This window comes from Syntrophales bacterium (assembly GCA_023229765.1).
Taxonomy (GTDB): Bacteria; Desulfobacterota; Syntrophia; order Syntrophales; family UBA5619; genus DYTH01.
In genome coordinates this window covers 35,398-52,529 of sequence record JALNYO010000025.1, presented here as the reverse complement: position 1 = coordinate 52,529, position 17,132 = coordinate 35,398, and the positions used below count along the sequence as shown (strand labels likewise).

The window sequence follows — 17,132 nt, the reverse complement described above, 5'->3', positions numbered from 1 at the left end:
CAAGTGAAGTGATTTATCTGCGAGTGGATAGTGACAAGCCTTTTGCGGGACTCACGAACTTCAAAGGCGCGCAACCGACCCAAGCGGAAGCAATGATCGCCAAAAACTATTTGGATTTGAAAGAACTCAAAGTGCTCAACAATCTCGTTTCGGCCTATTTTGATATCGCGGAAGTAAACGCCATCGAACACAAGCCCATGCGCATGGCGGATTATGTCCGTGAACTCGATGCCATTCTGTCATCAGCCGGACGTAAATTGCTCAACAATGCCGGAAGCGTGAGCCATGAGCAAGCCGAAAAGAAGGCAACGGTTGAATACAGGAAATTCAAAGCAAAGACGCTCAGTGAAGTGGAGAAGTCCTATTTGGAAAGTTTGAAGCAGATTGAGAAACAGATGAAGAAGAAACAGAAATAATATGCCCAAACATCAAAGCAAAATTGAAAAACTGATTGCCGAACTCTGTCCGGAGGGAGTGGAGTTTAAGGAGTTGGGGCAGTGTATAGCAAAAAATATTGGTGGAGGCACCCCATCAAAAGCCGTTCAAAGTTATTGGAATGGTGATATCCCATGGGCTTCTGTTGGAGATCTTTCTATCGAGGGCATTACAATTAATTCAACGCGGAACTTCATAACTGACGAAGACCACATCAAGAACCGCGAACTGCTCATTGACATTAATAAAGCAATTGATGCAAGCGTTGAACTGCGCAACAAAAAAGACCTCATCAACCAGTTTATCGCTTCGCTTGATATCCATTCGGTCGTGGATGAAGACTGGCAGAAGTATGTGGAAAAGAAAAAAATAGAGGAACTAGACGAGATTATTAAGCAAGAAAATCTTGATCACGACGAAACCTATAAATTTGTGCGCAACGCTTTTCGTAACGGCAGTATTGCAACCACGGGCACTGCTTTAGCCAAGGTTCTGCCGCCTGTATCACGCTTTTCTCCCGGAGGAGAGCGTTTTGGACAAATTGATACGCTTTTTTGAGCGATTTTTTGATATTTCCAGTGGGGTGTTGTAGTAAAAACAGATAACCAGGCGCTGCACCGGACGGCAATTCCGCTACGTTTCATTGCCGCCCCTGAGCTTGGACGTTAGCCAGTAAGGAATCAAACAATGTCACCATGGTTCAGCTTCTCAATTTCTTGTTTTGCATTGCTTGTCTCAGGCGTTACGGCATGGCTTACGTTTTTTCGTAAGGGCAAGCTTGTGATGACCCAGCCAACGGTAATATTTTTCGGGCCTGATGGCTCTAAATTCGAAGGCAGCAAAAACAAGCCTTTGCGGGTTGGTACTTCACAAGTCACCGTTTTCGCCTAATTCCTTGCGGCGTTCACACCCTGTTCGCTATGAGAAGAACCGTACAAACCGAACTGAACCGTGAAGTCGGTCGCTTCGACCACCGGTCGGATATTTCGGCGCACCTTTTCCATCCTCACAATGCCGTACCGGGCCATCGTCTTGAGAGTACGGGATAGGTTACTGCTGCTTCGTCCCGTCGCAGCTTCCAGTTCTTTGAGCGATTCGGGCTTACGATCCAGGATAGTCCTGAGCAGCAACTGGTTTTCGTTGCTGAGTATCTGCGCCATGGATCGCACCGATTCAAACCACACCTTGGGTTCGTCGGGCAGTGGACGGTATTCGCCACGGGCAATAGCCATGGTGCGCTTTTTGTAGTTCTGGTAGGACATGATGCCAATATGGAGTACTTTTCGATTCATGTTGCTCCTTTCATTTCTCCCCCATGATTTTCTCGACCCCAAGCCAGAAATCCTCTAGCAATTGGCCGGCCGATTCATATTCATAGGGTATACTTTCTCCCGGTTGTGACCATGATCCCAGGTGATTTTCCGGGCGGCGTAACCTTTCTTTGCCGGTCGGATGGCGTGGGCATTGTCAAATCCCAGTATCCTTCGGTTGTACCGGTCATGAAGACTCAGGGAATACCGGACGCCGTGTGGAATGTGCGTTTCTGGTTCCACCCGCCACGCCTCAAACTTGGTCCAATAGCCGTTTTCCATGGGAAAGACTTCACCGTTCAGATTCAGCAGAGTGGCAAGGGTCTCATCTTCCTTGGAGCGGTGTCTATCTTTCATGGTTTTTTAGATTATCATCAGATGATAGTTATTGCAAGGAGTTTTTTATCAAGACTGCGCCATGAATGACGGGGTTTTACGGCGCTTTGGATAAAAAAGGCGTTCAGCCGAAAATCACGGTGAAAATCAGGATGTTGTGGCCCCAGGGGATTTGAGAAATCAAAGCCGAGATATCTGACTTCACTCCCGCCAAAGGGTCGCTATCTAATTTGGCAACAGCCTGTTGCCAAATTGACTCGTCACAGTAAAACCGGAAGAAGGCCCGGCAAATAGCGCAAGTTTTTTGCTGAAAACCCCGCAATTCCCGGAAATTCCTTTTTTAGATCGCGGCTGAACGCATCAATGAAGCCGCTGCCCCAGCGGGCATTGTTTTCGCGTTCGACTATTTGCGCGCCAAGATCATAATAAAGCGAAATCAGCTCGCTGTTGGCCGCCAGCGCACCCGCCGCCTGCCGCATTCACGATCCAGACAGGAGGGTCCGGAAGCCTTCCAGCCGGTCGCCGTTTCTGACTCGGCAAACAAGTGGGCGGAAGGCCGCGCAACGGGTCGGTGAGGGTCACCAGCCTTTTGTGGATCAGACCCTGGTCGTCGGTCAATTGTTTCTTCTAATTTCTTGAATCTTAATGGCTCCCGCCGGTTTAAAACTTTGGTCAGGATTGATGCACTCGTCAAAAGTTGCTATCTGCCATTGCGCGGAAAGTAGCGATGCGGCAATCTTTTGGATAACCAACCACTTTCGAGATTGCCGCGCTTCGCTCGCAATGACAAAATGGCTGTTTTTCGATTTTTTACGAAGTTATCAGACTTGCGTATGATATATTTCTTAATGTTTTTGTTCAATCTGCAAGATTGAACCAGCCACAGAAATAACGCTTGCTAACTGGTGACGAATATGTCAACATACACACAATGAAAAACACTCGACCCGTTTCGTGGATTAAGGCAGCAAGGAAAGACTTCGATGAATTTCCTGAGAATGTACAACGTGACATGCTCGCTGCTCTCACTATTGCTGCCGAGGGGGAAAAATCCGACAACGTCAAACCTTTCAAGGGCGTTGCCGGCGGCGTGTTTCAAATCGCACTTCGGCATCGTGGGGATGCCTTTCGTGTCATTTACGCCGTGAAAATCGGCCATGATATTTGGGTGATTCACGCCTTTCAAAAGAAATCGAAGACAGGGATCAAGACACCTCAAATGGAGATCGACATCATCCGCCAACGCTTAAAGCAACTGCAGGAGGCCCTGAAATGAGCGACAAATTAGAACTACTTCGCGGCAGCGGCAATGTATTTTCCGACTTTGGCCGTACAGATGCAGGATTAGAGCAGGCTCGCGCCATTCTTGCGGCGGAGGTCATCCGCATGCTTGACACACGTGGCCTTTCAACACGCGATGCCGAAAAACTGACGGGCGTAGCCCATTCGGAGTTTTCGCGCATTCGCAATGCAAAACTTGACCGCTTTACCCTTGACAGGATGATAGCTATTCTCGGCAAGCTCGATGAGAATGTTGAGGTGAGTATAACTTTCCATCCTCGTCGTTGCGAAACCTGCGATAGGCCGAACATTTGAAAACATTTTATTACTTCCGATTAATCAAGACCTAACTGGTCAATTTTGGGTTATCACTACCCCCTTTTTCTGGTCAGTTTTCGGTTATCATAACCAAGGGATGGCCTGATAATGAGAAGGAAGGTTTTTTATGCTCTGATTTCGTTTGTTATGATTCCTTTCTCCACAGGTTTTGCGAAAGAGAAGCTTGACAATCAATATCCATACATTCAGTTCCTCGGCGCCGCTCAATCCATTGGTGGCTCTGCGATCCTCATAGATACAGGAAAAACCATATTTCTGATCGACTATGGCCTCTACTACGACAAAGAAGATCAGCAAAATAACCAGGCGGTTTTGGATAATCCTGAAAAACTCAACTTTGTACTGCTAACTCACGCCCATATCGATCACTCAGGTAGGCTACCATTGCTGTATAAAAATGGTTTCAAAGGCCCGGTCGTCGGTATCGACGCCACTAAAGATATTGCCGGCCGTATGTTGGATATGAGCCTTGGCATCGCTGAAAGTCAAAACACCAAACTATTCGACCGCATCAACCTGAACCAGATGATGGATCGTTTTGAGACGGCTGACTACGGTCAGATTGTGTCGCTCTCGTCAGATGTTGAAGTTCGTTTTAACGACGCTGGCCACATCCTCGGATCTGCGATCATTGAGATCTGGATCAAGAGAGGCAATCAGAAGCTAAAAATAGTGGCGGGTGGGGACATAGGCGGGCGTAATGTCCCGATCCTTCGGGATCACGCACAGATCAACGATGCAAACTATGTCATTGTTGAATCAACTTACGGCGACAGTGCGAAGGGCCAAATTAACTACAGGCCCTTCGAGAACGACGTTAAGAAGGCCTTGGTTCACGGCGGCTCTGTTCTTATTCCCGCATTTGTTTTGGAAAAGACACAGAAGGTCGTTGCAATACTTTGCAACATGAAGATAAGGGGTGTCATCCCGTCTGGGACCCCTATCTATTCAGACAGTAGAACGGCCAACGACATCACGAGTATCTACAAGAGATATTCTAAATACTACGACAGCGACGCCAGAAACCTCGTTGCGAAGGGACAGCATCCGCTCAGTTGCGAGGGCCTGCTGGAAGTGTCCGGTAAAGATGCCTTAGCCGCTCATGGTTATCATAAGCCATCGATATACTTAAGCTCAAGCGGCATGCTCGGACACGCCAACAGCCCCAAACACTTGAAGGCAATGATTTCCGACCCATCGAACCTCTTGGCTATTATTGGCTGGCAGGCTCCAGGAACCCCTGGAAGGAAGCTCCAAGAGGGAGCCAAGGCAATCGAAATCACCATCGAAGACTGGATTAATGGAAATTTTGTTACTGAAACATTTACCATGCCAGTACTTATGAAGATCAAGAAATATGACGTCTTCTCTTCTCACGCTGACGGTTGCGAGATTATGAAATGGCTGGCAGGCTTTAAAACCGTTGGCAAGGTTTTTGTAATCCATGGAGAGCGAGACACCACCTTGAGTCTGGCTGATAGAATAACGAAATATCTGAGAGTTCCGGCAATGGCGCCGGCAAAAGATTATATGGAGACATTGAGTTTCGATGCAGGCAAGGTTACAACCAAGAAACAAAAAGATATGTGCAAGGGAATGGGGCGAGATGGATTACAGGCAGGATACCTTGATTAATAGAAGAGGGGCTATGCGAAAGACTTTACTGATTATTTTTTTGATTTTCATGACGAGCGGTTACGCGTTCGCCGAAAACACCGTCAACTGGAAGGATGCGGCTAATCACTACGGCAAATACAAGACTGTTACGGGTGTGATCGTTGCCGGTAAGTGCCTCCCAAAGGTTTGTTTTCTTAATTTTGATAGGAATTACAAGACGACTTTCTCCTTGGTAATATTTCCGTCAGATTTACCGAGGTTTCCGCCCAACCCTGATCAATACTACCGCAACAAGAAGGTTCAGGTAACAGGGATAATCAAGGAATACAAAGGTAAACCAGAGATAATCCTCAAGGACCAGGAACAGATTAAAGTTATCGAATAATGTTTGTTACAACCTTTCATATCGACGAAAAAACGGATTCTACTTATTGAATAAAAACAAAGTTATAGGTGATTTATGTGAAGGCCCCTCTCCGTTATATTCCCCGTCGGTTTCTCACCGGCGGTTTTTTGGTAGGGGTGGTTCGCGAACCACCCCTATTGTTTTTGATTCTGATGTCCGACCGGTATGGTCTTTCTTACAAACCCCCATGCTTAGGGCAAGCACAACGAAGCATGAAAATTCTTGACAATCGAAAATCTGTACCGCATAATCGAACCGCTCGTTAGGGGTGTCCTTTAGGGGACTGAGATGCCGAATTTTTAGCGACCCTTTACCGACCTGATCAGGGTAATGCCTGCGTAGGGAAATGAGCCGATTGTGCAACATGCATGAAGGCCGCTTCCCCCCGCGAGGCGGCCTTTTTGCGTTTTGAACGGAGGGAAATGAAATGACACAGCTCGATGCGGCCAAAGAGGGTAAAATCACAGAGGAAATGGAACAGGCGGCTAAACACGATTGTGTGGCGCCGGAGGAGCTCTGCGGGAGGGTGGCGGCGGGCTCCGTCGTGATCCCGAAAAACCGTTTGCGTGCCTTCGAGGCGAGGGCGATCGGCCGGGGGCTCTCGACCAAAATCAACGCCAACATCGGAACCTCGGCAAGCCATGCCAATCTCCCGGAGGAGATCGAAAAATTGCGCACGGCCATTGAGGCCGGGGCGGACGCCGTGATGGATCTCTCGACCGGAGGCGATATCGATGCGATCCTTGCCGGGATGATCGAACACTCCTCCGTAATGATCGGAACGGTGCCCATCTATCGCTCCATCAGCCGCCTGTTCGCCGGCGGTCTAACCTGCGGGGATCTCACCGAGGATGCCCTTTTTGCGGATATCGAACACGAGGCGCAAATGGGCGTAGATTTTATGACCCTCCACTGCGGCATCACAACCCGTACCCTGGACGTCCTGAAAAAGGAAGACCGGATCATGGGGATGGTTTCGCGCGGCGGGAGTTTGATGGCGGAATGGATGGGCCTGCACGGGCAGGAAAATCCGCTCTACGAACATTTCGACCGCCTGCTCACGATCGCCCGTCAGTACGATGTGACCCTGTCGCTGGGCGACGGATTGCGGCCGGGAACCATCTGCGACGCAGAAGACCGCGCGCAGCTTGCCGAGTTGATCGTGCTGGGAGAACTCGTGGACCGATCTCGGAAAGCTGGGGTTCAGGTCATGGTGGAGGGACCGGGTCATGTCCCGCTGAATCGGATCGCTGCGGATATGAAACTCCAGAAGCGCCTCTGCAACGACGCCCCCTATTACGTTCTGGGACCTCTGCCGACGGACATCGCCCCTGGCTACGACCACATCGTCGGCGCGATTGGCGGGGCGATCGCAGCCGGCGCCGGCGCCGATTTCCTCTGCTATGTCACCCCGGCCGAGCATCTGGGACTGCCCACCGTCGAGGACGTGCGCGAAGGGGTGATCGCGTCGCGCATCGCAGCGCACATCGGGGATTTGGAGAAGGGGGTTGCCGGGGCATGGCAGAGAAACGAAAGCATGTCCCGGGCCAGGAGAGGCTTCGACTGGGAAACGATGTTCCAGCTTTCCATCGATCCGGTGAAGGCAAGACGGGTCCGCTGCATGACCGAAGACAAGGACCGGGATGTCTGCACCATGTGCGGCGAGCTGTGTGCAATTAAAACGTACAGCCGCTTCATAGACGGCAACGCCGCATGAATATCCATTCGCGGAGGAATCGGAGGCGATTGAATGAGTGAGGAGGTCAAAAATTTCAATTCTTTGAATGGAACAGACACCCGTAAAGCGGCCTATGCTGTGGTGTTGGTGGCCCTGGGGGTAGCACTGGCGCCCTATACGTCATTTCCTGTAGGCATCGCCAAGGTCAATCCGACCCAGCACTTTGTCAATGTGGTTGCAGCGTTGTTGCTGGGACCTTGGTGGGCAGTGGCGATCGCGACCATCATCGCCGCGCTGCGCAACGCGACGGGGCTGGGAACCTTGCTGGCCTTTCCCGGTGGCATGATCGGCGCCCTTCTGGCGGGTCTCTTCTATCGTTATACCCGCAACATTTACGCAGGCGCCGCCGGCGAAATCGTCGGCACCGGTTTAATCGCGCCTCTGGTCAGCGCGCTGCTTGTGGCCCCCGTGTTGATGGGGAAAGTCATTCCCCTGTTGGCCTTGATCCCCTCATTTTTGGCAAGCACGCTTGCGGGCGCCGTTTTGGGGGTGCTGGCCATAAAGCTGCTGGAACGGGCCGACATCGTCCATCTCAAGATTTAACCGATGACGTCGTCTTTATGGGTGGTGGAAACCGACCAACTTGGGTACGCCTATCGGCAAGAGGATGCGAACCTTGCCCTGGACGGCGTGGACTTGCGCATTGCGCAGGGGGAGTATCTGCTCGTTTGCGGCGCCAGCGGCTCCGGAAAATCGACGCTTTGCCGCACCTTTAACGGCCTGATCCCCCACTTTTACGGCGGACGTCTGTATGGGGAGGTCCGCATCGCCGGCAAACCCACCTCCGGGCAATCCGTCACGGACCTTTTCGAGCGGGTAGGAATGGTATTTCAGAACCCTGAAATCCAGTTGTTCAATTCCAGCGTCGCTCGGGAAATCGCCTTTGGCCTGGAAAGCCTGGGACTTCCCCGAGCCGACATTCGGGAGCGGATTTTTGCAACCGCGCAAATGCTTGATATTTCGGACCTGCTGGAGCGCAACCCCCAGGAATTGTCGGGCGGAGAGCAACAATTGTCGGCCATTGCCGCCGTGTTGGCGATCGCTCCCCAACTGCTGGTACTGGATGAACCCTATGCCAATCTTGATTCTGTAAGCGTTCGGCGGGTACGGGCGGCGCTGCAGGCGATTCAACAAAAGGGCGTGGGGGTGGTGATCAGCGAGCATCGGCTGCCCTATACCGTGCCGGACGTTCGGCGAATGGTGGCGCTTCACCGGGGACGTATCGTGCTGGACGGAGCGCCTGAGCGGCAGCTTGCCCAAAACCTGGAGCCTTTCGGACTGGAATCGCCGCTGCCGGTCCGCGTCGGCCGGCGATTGGGACTGCCCCGATTGCCTCTCAGTGTTGAGGCGCTCCAATCGCTGGAGTTGGCTTCCCCGCTGCCTGCCGACTTGAAGATCGTTTCGCCGGCCCTCCCGTCGCCTGCGGCGGAACTTGTACTGGAAGTCGAGCGCGTTTCCTTTGACTTAAACGGCGCATCCATTCTGCGCGACGTCAGTTTCACGCTGCGCAGAGGCGAATCTCTGGCGATTGTGGGGGCCAACGGCGCCGGAAAAACCGTATTGCTCAAACATCTCAATGGCCTGTATCGTCCAACCCGGGGGCGGGTCCGCTTGCTGGGGAAAGAGACCGGCCAGGTCAAAGTCTCCCAACTGGCCCGACAGGTGGGCATCGCTTTTCAAAATCCGAACAGCCAGTTTTTCAAGCTGACGGTATGGGATGAACTTCTCGTGGGCCCCAAGGCTTTGGGGCTCTATGATGAGGCTTGGCTCCGGGAGCTTGTAAGGCTGTTCCGCCTTGAGCCGTTGCTGAAGCGCGCCCCGTATCGGTTAAGCGACGGCGAAAAAAAACGGGTGGCGTTTGCCGCGGCATTGGCCCACCGCCCGGCGATCCTGGCGCTGGACGAACCGACCGCCGGCCAGGACTGGTATTTTCGGAGTATCCTGGGGACCCTGTTGGCCGAATTGCGTGCGCAGGGACAGGCCATCCTGCTGGTCACGCATGACCTCGCCTTTGCCGAACAGCACGCCCACCGCTGGATCCTGCTGGCCCATGGGCAGGTAGTTGCCGACGGCGCCCCCTGGAAGGTGATGTCAGACAAGGCCGTCATGGAGCGCGCCCATCTCGAACCGACCGACTCTTTCCGACTGTTTTCGACAGATAACCGCAACCTTGCGGGAACAGTGCAGTCAGGAGGAGAAAATCATGCTTGATCCGCGCACCAAGCTGTTATTGGCCATGGGGTATGCCGCCCTCACCGTGGCGTCAACCAGTCTGATCTGGTCGCTCGCCGCAGGGGGAATTCTGTTGCTCTTCATCATTGTCATCGGTAAAACAAGATTCTATCTGCATTGGCTGCGGATGGCGCTGCCCATGTCGCTGTTCTTTGGCGCGGTCGTCTGGTGGACGGCGGATGCGCGGATTGCTGCGCAGGCGGCGCTAAAACTGCTGACGCTCGCTACGGTTTTTTTTGTCTTCTTCAGCATCACGCTTCCCGACGATTTGGGAAACTCGCTGGTTAAAGCCGGAATGCCGTATGTCGTCGCCTTTGTTCTGAGCACCTCCTTGCAGTTCGTGCCGATCATGAGCAGAAGGATAAGAAACGTCATAGACGCCCAGCGGGCCAGGGGAATCCCGCTGGAACCGGGATGGTCGGCCCTGCGGCATTACCCGGCGTTTTTAGGACCGATCCTGATTCAAGCGTTTCAGATGGCCGAGGCATTGGCCGAAGCGATGGAGGCGAGAGGATTTGGCCGCTCGGGGCGGACCTTCCTCAAAGAGTACCGGATGGGTATTCGGGATGGGCTGGCATTGGCCGGCGGCCTGTTTGTTTTGATCGCCTGCCTTCTGGGGCGGTATGGATGGAGATAGAGGATATTCAGTCCCGATTTCTGCGTAAGCGCCGAAACATCATCTGTTTTTTGATACCTTTCAAGGCTGGAGGCGACATACATGAGAGAGATGCAGGAAATTCACATTGCAGACTATCTCTGCCGAAAAACCCTGATCCTGGGGGACGTCAATACCGGCAAGACCACGCTGTCGCAGGAGGTATTGGAAGGATTGTGCCGCCGGAATCTCGGAGCGCGGATCGCGATCGTGGATATGGCGCCGGAGGTCCCGGAAAAACTGGCAACAGAGAAGGGGCTGGTTGGCGTCGGGGGAAAATTGACGCCGCCGGAGGGGTGCGACATTCTCTATCTGGGCGGCCGATTTGAGCCGCCTCGCCTGAGTTCGAAAACGGAAGCGGAGGCCAGCGAAAAGGCCCGGGAAAATCAGCGACTCGTCGAAGGGCTCTTCCGTAAAAGCAATTTGCATTCGCGGGACATCCTGTTTGTCAATGATTTCAGCATCTACCTACAGGCCGGAACGACGGAAAAACTGACTCATTGGCTGGAGCGAAGCGCAACGGTCATTGCAAACGGCTACTGGGGCAAAAGGCTGGGCGGGGGAACGCTGACCGAACGGGAAAGAGCCGAAACGGAAAAGCTCAAGGGCTATTTTGAACATAACGGGCGAGTGCTGATTTTAGAGGCCCCTCAACGTTGACGGAAGCGGGCGTCAAAATGGCAGACTTCGACCGGTCACGATCTTCTGTCCGCACGCCTGGGCGGCTCCCGATCTTCATCTCAATGTGGTGGAGAGATGGCTCTGCCATCAGCTTCCCGATGACACGTATTGATTAATAATATCAAGGAAAACGGCGCCGTACTGCTCCTGTTTCGCCGTGCCCACCCCGGAAACGTTGGAGAACTGCGCCAGGGTTTTGGGTTTTCGCTGCGCCATCTCTTTGAGGCTCTTGTCGCTGAAAATCATATAAGCGGGAATCCCCTTGCCCCGCGCCAGTTCCGCGCGACGGGTGCGCAACAACTCGAATAGCTCTTCATCAACATTTTCCCATTGTTCGGCGCGCCTTGATTTTCGCTTCGCCTCAATCTCCTTCTTTTTCTCGGCGACCAGCGGTTTCGCCAGTAGCGGCATGGCCTTCCCCCTCAGCAGTTCCCAGCCCGCTTCGGTGATCGCAATCGTCATGAACTCGCCTTCGCGCCGCAGAAACCCCTGACCAATCAATTGCTCCAGCATGTAACGGATATAATTCTTTGTTTCACCCTGCATCAGGGCGAAGGTGGAAAGCTTGTCGTGCTCCCATTTTTCGATGGCGGCAGTTACGTTTCCTTTAAGAATTTCGACGATATGGGCCGCGCCAAACCTTTCTTTGACCCGCGCTACGCAGGAAAGGATTTTCTGCCCGACGATCAGCGGCTCTTCGACCGTCTCCACCTCGCTTAGACAATAATCGCAGGCGCCGCAGTTTGGCTGCCCATATTCCTGGGCAAAATAATTGGACAGGTAGCGATGCCGGCATTCGGGACGTACGCAAAATCCATACATTGCACTTAATTTCGCAAGCATGACCTCCTTGTCCGGCGAGTCGCGGAGCATGTACTCCCAGATGCGGTAATCGCTTCCCGCATAGAACAGGGTGCAGTCGGCGGGCAGGCCATCGCGGCCCGCGCGGCCGGTCTCCTGCTGATAATGTTCGATGGATTTGGGCATCGCGGCATGGATTACATAGCGGATATTGGAGCGATCAACCCCCATCCCGAACGCGATCGTCGCCACGATGAGATTGATCCGCTCCGACGAGAATTCTTCCTGATTATTTCTACGCTCTTTGTCCGACAAACCTGCGTGATAGGGACAGTTTCTATATCCATGTTCATTGAGCTTTTTAGAAATTTCATCCACATCCGTTCGCTTCAGGCAGTAGATGATTCCCGGTTCTCCCGGATGCTTCCGGATCGCCTCGGCGATTTGCCCGAACAGGTTTCCGGAACGGGGGAAAACGCGATAGGTCAAATTGGGGCGATCGACGCTTCCCATATAGATTTCAGGGGTATGCAATTGCAATTGCGCGACGATATCCCTTTTGACCTCGGCTGTTGCCGTCGCGGTGAAGGCATGAACCCCCACCTGGGGGAATTGCTTCTTTATGATCTTCAGGTGACGGTAGTCTTCGCGAAAATCGTGTCCCCAGTGGCTGATGCAGTGCGCCTCGTCAACGACAAAAAATGAGATTTTCACCCCCTTGAGGAGAGCGATGGTATGTTCCATCAGCAGTCGTTCCGGGGAAAGGTAGAGGAGCCGCACGCGGCCGGCGCTAATTTTCCCGAGCACCGCAGCCTGCTGCGCCCCGGTCAGGGAGGAGTTCAGGCATTCCGCGGGGATTCTAAGTTCCTTCAGATAATCGACCTGATCCTTCATCAGCGAAATGAGCGGGGAGATAACAACGGCCATTCCTTCGGCAATCAGCGCGGGCAATTGAAAGCAGACCGATTTCCCGCCGCCGGTTGGCAGAATCGTCACGGTATCCCGGTTTTCCAGGATTGAGAGAATCACCTCTTCCTGAAAGAGACGAAAACTTTGATACCCCCAATATTTGTTCAGGGTTTGAAGGATCCTGTTTTTCATGTTTCCCGTAATATCTTGTGGTCAATATCGCCTGCAATATCTCGTTGACAGGCAAGTCCGTCCTGCCTATACTCCCTCGCCTGAAACGCTGTGTCTTGTCAAATAAAATAGCAGACACTCTGGCGTTTGGCGCATTTTTTCAGGGGGAGCCCGACAAGGTTGCAATGGAGCGGGATATTATAAATCGGGGAGACCGAAGCCCATGAGGGTTTTTGACAGCCACCTTCACCTTTTCAACACAAAAATAATTGACAATGTCTCGCGCCGCAAGGAGTTGGTCGGCCTGTTGAATCTGCAGACCGCAGGCGCGTATGCCCGCCTGGATATCGCGTCGCTGGCCGCTTCCATGAAGGACGCCGGCGTTGCCGCCGGGCTGATTCTGCCCACGGCTGCGGCCGCGGATGTGGAACGGATCAACACGATTTTCATCGAAAAGGCAAGGACGACGGATTTTTTGCACACAGCCGGCACCCTGCACCCCGCTTATCCCAATAATCAGAAGGAAATTGACAGGCTCTGCCAGAAGGGAATCCGGGGAATCAAACTGTGCTCTTTTTCCCAGGGTTTTGTGCTCGACGGCCCGCCGGCTTTGGCCCTGTTCGACCTGATCGACCTCCATAACCGCAGCGACGCAAAGCCCCTGTTCGTCGTGCTGGACACATTTTATCACGCCCATAGCTACTTTGGCACGGATCAGACCTGCACGACAAGGCCTGTCCAGATCGCGGCGCTGGCCCGGCGTTACCCGCACACGGTCTTCATCGGCGCCCACATGGGTGGCTTGAGCGCCCCCTTCGCGCAGTTATGGGCAGAGCTGCTCCCCAGTAACAATCTGCTGCTCGATACGTCCAATGCGGCCCATACCCTGACACAGGAGCAGTTTGTCGCCCTGCTCAAGCGCTTCGGCCCCGGACGCATCGTTTTTGGCACGGACTGGCCCTGGTTTGTGCACGAGGCCGAAATCGCCCGGATAAATGAATTGACAGGGGCGGCCGGGTTTAGCGCCAAGCAGAAAGCCGCTGTCTTTTACGACAACATGGCCGAACTGCTTTCGATATAGATCGGCCAGAGGCGGCCATTACCCGTCTAAGGGCAGAGAGACCCGGACCAGGTCGTCGGCAGAACGGCTGCGGGTCATTCCGAGCTTTTCGCACAGATAAGTCATCCGGCCATTCGTCGGCTCCAGAAATCCATAGAATTCCTTCAGCCCCTTCTCCTCGGCGATGCCGATGAGCACATCGAGGAGCTTGGATGCAAGGCCCCGTTTCTGAAAATCGTCGTGCACAATAATCGCAAATTCTCCCGCATTGCCGCCATTTACGTCAACGGTCAGGCTGCCGATGCCGACAAGCCGCCTTTTTTTGTCGGCGCGCAGCTCAGCGACGATCGTCATGTCCCGACCGTAGTCTATATGACAGGAGCGGACCAGCATCGCATGGCTGATGTTTTTGATGTTCTGATAATAGCGGGAGCGAATGGTTTCCTGCGAACAGGTAGAAAGCATCTCGAATTCAAGAGGCTCATCCTCAGGGCGGATGGGGCGGAGGATCAGCTCCGTGCCGTCCTTCAGCCGCCAAGGGGTTACATGTCTTGTCGGATAAGGGGCAATGACCAGGTGGCTATAGGGCGGAGATTTTGCCGCCAACGCCTCCCGATCCACCAGGATCCGGGCGTCCAGCACGACGGCCTTTCCCTGACAGACGGCCAGCGGGTTTATATCCATTTCCAGTATTTCGGGAAAATCGACGATCATTCTGGAAAAACCGACCAGTATCTGCTCGATCTGGCGTAAATCGGCCGGCTGCTTTCCCCGGAAGCCCTGAAGCATACGGTAAACGCCAGTCTCCTCCATCAGCAGCCGGGCGAGCGTCTGGTTCAAGGGCGGCAGGCCGACGGAAAAATCCCGCAGCATCTCCACCCCGATGCCGCCGTGTCCGAAGAGGATGACGGCGCCAAAATGACCGTCCTTTCTTGCCCCGATAATCAGTTCGTAATCTATATGTTCCAGCATTTTCTGAACGACCACCCCGCGCACCAGCGCCTCGGGGGCAAAATGGCTTACCCCGTCCATGATTCGCTGAAAGGCGCTGCGGAGTGTTGTTTCGCTGTCGATCGCCGTTGCCACCCCCCCGACGTCCTGTCTGAAGACAATATCGGGCGAGGCAACCTTTAGCACCACCGGGTATCCTATTTCACGGGCAGCGTCGATGGCCGCATCGATGGTTCCCGCTGTTCGCGTGGCAATCACAGGGATGCCGTAGTTGCGGAGAAACTTTTGTGATTCATCCTCCGTAAGAATCAACGAATCTCCCCGCCCGGAGCGCCTGATAATCGCCTTGAGATGATTTTTCGGCGGTGTCTCATCGAGAGGGAGCTCCGCCGGCGTTTCATGAAGAATCTGCAGATTGCGCTCGTACTGATTCATGTAGATATAAGCGCGAACGGCGGCCTCCGCCGACTCGTATGAGGGAATCCCCTTTTCTCGCATCAGCTCGCGCCCGCGCTGGACATCGTTTCCACCCATCCAGGCCGCAAGCAGCGGCTTGTCCGTTTTTGCGCAAAGGGAGACCAGCGCCTCCGCCAGCTCTTCCGAGTTGGTAAAATCCTGAGGCGTATATACCGTCAAGATGCCGTCCACGCCCGCATCCTTGAGGACAATCTCAACCGCCGACGCGTAGCGGGATACATCTGCATCGCGGAGCAGATGAACGGGATTTTCCCGGTTCCACCAGGAAGGAAGAACGCCGTCCAGAGCATTGATGGTTTTTGCTGACAGTTCGGCCAGTTTTCCGCCGGAGCGGAGCAATTGTTTAGCAGCGATGATCCCGATCCCCATGGCGTTCGTCAGGATTGCCAGACGCGGCCCCCGGGGGCGATTCCCGGAAGAGAGAATGCTGGCCGCGTTAAAGAGATCCTCCGCCTCGCGCACCCTGACCACGCCAATGCGGCGGAAAAGGGCATCCAGAACCTCTTCCGGACAGGCCATCATCCCGGAATGGGTGGACCCATGACAGTTTCCCTCCTTCAGACCCGGGGGTTTGAGCAGGATAATCGGCTTGACGCGGGCAAAGCAGCGGGCGGCGCTGACGAAACGCTTAACATCCCCCCGCACCTCTTCCATGTAGAGAATGATGCTCTTCGTGTTCGGGTCTTCAAAGAGAAAATCGATCACGTCCCAGAATGTCACATCTATCGCTGAACCAAGGGAAACGACCATGCTGAAGCCAATATGGGAGCTGATCCCCCAGTCGAGGAGGGTCCTGCCGAAACTCCCCGCGTCCGAGATAAACGCGATGTCGCCGCCTTCCGTTTCCCCCTTGAGGAAGGTCGCCCTGAGATTTACCGCCGGCCGGATGATCCCCAGACAATTGGGGCCGACGATCCTCATTTTGTACGCCTGGTTAATGCGGATAATCTCCTCTTCGAGACGGGCCCCCGCCTCTCCCGTTTCGCGAAAACCGGCCGAAATGATGATGATCCCTCCCACGCCGGCCCGGCCGCAGGCTTCCACCACGCCGGGAACGGTGGCGGCAGGGGTTGCGACTATCGCCAGATCAACCTCTTCCGGCACAGAGCCTATATCCGGCCAGCAGGCTTTATCAAGAACCGTTGAGCGATGCGGGTTAATCGGATAAACTGTGCGGTTAGAGGAAGCAAGAGCGTTTTCCAGAATTGCCCGCCCAAACGAACCTTCCTTGTCGGTAGCGCCGATTACGGCAATTGTCCGAGGATTGAAGATTTTCTGCAGATCTCCCATACCTTTTCTCCTTTGATTGCACTGCGGCAGGGGCGGATAAGCGACCTCGCTTTTCTGCGCTGCCCTTTTTCGGAAGAAACCGTCTGCTGATCATTAACAAATCATAAAGATTAAGATTGGCGGATAATAACGATGTTCCCTCGGAAATGCAATATATTTCCGATGAATAGACTATGTGCCTGTCCACAAATAACCTGAACATCTTGCATCTCATCTTTGGGCCATCTTTGGCTGTGGCTCAATCACAAAATCCTCAACGTAGCGCTGCTACGTCTGCGGTTTTGTTCAATCGCCGCAACCAAATCTAACCCAAATCTGAGCGCAATCTTGTCCAAGTTATTTGTGGACAGGCCCTATGGCGGCCAAACCACCTTTAACTGTCTTCGCCATTTTAAGAGATCAAGGATGAACAGGGTTAACGGACAATGCTGTAAGAAATAAAA

At 53.6% G+C, this 17,132-nt stretch carries 18 protein-coding genes and 1 riboswitch; of the genes, 12 read left to right on the top strand and 6 right to left on the bottom strand.

Annotated elements, in window-relative coordinates; translation table 11 throughout:
* Together M0P74_12625 and M0P74_12620 are read left to right on the top strand one after the other, a co-directional pair.
* A partial coding sequence (locus M0P74_12625) for a virulence RhuM family protein (GenBank protein MCK9364428.1) occupies positions 1–416 on the top strand: 416 nt, incomplete at its 5' end.
* Position 417: 1 nt separating this feature from the next.
* Complete coding sequence (locus tag M0P74_12620) at positions 418–993, top strand: hypothetical protein (GenBank protein ID MCK9364427.1); 576 nt, start codon at positions 418–420, stop codon at positions 991–993.
* Positions 994–1,115: 122 nt separating this feature from the next.
* Here the strand turns inward: M0P74_12620 and M0P74_12615 are convergent, their stop codons facing one another.
* From M0P74_12615 to M0P74_12600, 4 genes are all read right to left on the bottom strand, one after another.
* Positions 1,116–1,313 (bottom strand): hypothetical protein, encoded by a 198-nt coding sequence (locus M0P74_12615; GenBank protein MCK9364426.1) that lies wholly within the window; start codon positions 1,311–1,313, stop codon positions 1,116–1,118.
* A gap of 9 nt (positions 1,314–1,322) precedes the next feature.
* On the bottom strand, positions 1,323–1,727 hold the full coding sequence (locus M0P74_12610) for a transcriptional regulator (GenBank protein MCK9364425.1): 405 nt from the start codon (positions 1,725–1,727) through the stop codon (positions 1,323–1,325).
* A gap of 54 nt (positions 1,728–1,781) precedes the next feature.
* Positions 1,782–2,102, bottom strand: a complete 321-nt coding sequence (locus M0P74_12605; protein MCK9364424.1) for a hypothetical protein — start codon at positions 2,100–2,102, stop codon at positions 1,782–1,784.
* A gap of 239 nt (positions 2,103–2,341) precedes the next feature.
* Complete coding sequence (locus M0P74_12600) at positions 2,342–2,560, bottom strand: DUF1016 N-terminal domain-containing protein (GenBank protein MCK9364423.1); 219 nt, start codon at positions 2,558–2,560, stop codon at positions 2,342–2,344.
* Between the two features lie 452 nt (positions 2,561–3,012).
* On the opposite strand from M0P74_12600, the gene M0P74_12595 reads away from it, so the two are divergent.
* The 9 genes from M0P74_12595 to M0P74_12555 all read left to right on the top strand — a co-directional run bounded on the left by M0P74_12595 (position 3,013) and on the right by M0P74_12555 (position 11,009).
* Positions 3,013–3,357 (top strand): type II toxin-antitoxin system RelE/ParE family toxin, encoded by a 345-nt coding sequence (locus M0P74_12595; GenBank protein ID MCK9364422.1) that lies wholly within the window; start codon positions 3,013–3,015, stop codon positions 3,355–3,357.
* A complete protein-coding gene (locus M0P74_12590; GenBank protein MCK9364421.1) occupies positions 3,354–3,677 on the top strand; it encodes a helix-turn-helix domain-containing protein in 324 nt (107 codons plus the stop codon). The genes M0P74_12595 and M0P74_12590 overlap by 4 nt, the downstream gene beginning before the upstream one ends.
* A gap of 111 nt (positions 3,678–3,788) precedes the next feature.
* Complete coding sequence (locus M0P74_12585) at positions 3,789–5,336, top strand: MBL fold metallo-hydrolase (protein MCK9364420.1); 1,548 nt, start codon at positions 3,789–3,791, stop codon at positions 5,334–5,336.
* Positions 5,337–5,349: 13 nt separating this feature from the next.
* The gene (locus tag M0P74_12580) at positions 5,350–5,703 is read left to right on the top strand and encodes a hypothetical protein (protein ID MCK9364419.1); all 354 of its coding nucleotides are present in this window, start codon (positions 5,350–5,352) and stop codon (positions 5,701–5,703) included.
* A 275-nt stretch (positions 5,704–5,978) separates the two neighbouring features.
* Positions 5,979–6,086: riboswitch (TPP riboswitch) on the top strand.
* Between the two features lie 65 nt (positions 6,087–6,151).
* Positions 6,152–7,441, top strand: a complete 1,290-nt coding sequence (thiC, locus tag M0P74_12575; GenBank protein ID MCK9364418.1) for a phosphomethylpyrimidine synthase ThiC — start codon at positions 6,152–6,154, stop codon at positions 7,439–7,441.
* 33 nt (positions 7,442–7,474) lie between these two features.
* A complete protein-coding gene (gene thiW / locus M0P74_12570; GenBank protein MCK9364417.1) occupies positions 7,475–8,005 on the top strand; it encodes an energy coupling factor transporter S component ThiW in 531 nt (176 codons plus the stop codon).
* A gap of 3 nt (positions 8,006–8,008) precedes the next feature.
* Positions 8,009–9,673: an energy-coupling factor ABC transporter ATP-binding protein gene (locus M0P74_12565; protein MCK9364416.1), complete on the top strand. Its 1,665-nt coding sequence runs from the start codon at positions 8,009–8,011 to the stop codon at positions 9,671–9,673.
* Positions 9,666–10,331, top strand: a complete 666-nt coding sequence (locus M0P74_12560; protein ID MCK9364415.1) for an energy-coupling factor transporter transmembrane protein EcfT — start codon at positions 9,666–9,668, stop codon at positions 10,329–10,331. The genes M0P74_12565 and M0P74_12560 overlap by 8 nt, the downstream gene beginning before the upstream one ends.
* 81 nt (positions 10,332–10,412) lie before the next feature.
* Entirely contained in the window at positions 10,413–11,009 is a 597-nt protein-coding gene (locus M0P74_12555) for a hypothetical protein (protein ID MCK9364414.1), read from the top strand.
* 108 nt (positions 11,010–11,117) lie between these two features.
* Here M0P74_12555 and recQ read toward each other — a convergent pair whose 3' ends face one another.
* Complete coding sequence (gene recQ / locus M0P74_12550; GenBank protein MCK9364413.1) at positions 11,118–12,932, bottom strand: DNA helicase RecQ; 1,815 nt, start codon at positions 12,930–12,932, stop codon at positions 11,118–11,120.
* Positions 12,933–13,134: 202 nt separating this feature from the next.
* Here recQ and M0P74_12545 point away from each other — a divergent pair, with 202 nt between their 5' ends.
* Entirely contained in the window at positions 13,135–13,992 is an 858-nt protein-coding gene (locus M0P74_12545; protein MCK9364412.1) for an amidohydrolase family protein, read from the top strand.
* Positions 13,993–14,010: 18 nt separating this feature from the next.
* Here M0P74_12545 and M0P74_12540 read toward each other — a convergent pair whose 3' ends face one another.
* Positions 14,011–16,689: a GNAT family N-acetyltransferase gene (locus M0P74_12540; protein MCK9364411.1), complete on the bottom strand. Its 2,679-nt coding sequence runs from the start codon at positions 16,687–16,689 to the stop codon at positions 14,011–14,013.
* Between the last annotated feature and the right edge of the window lie 443 nt (positions 16,690–17,132).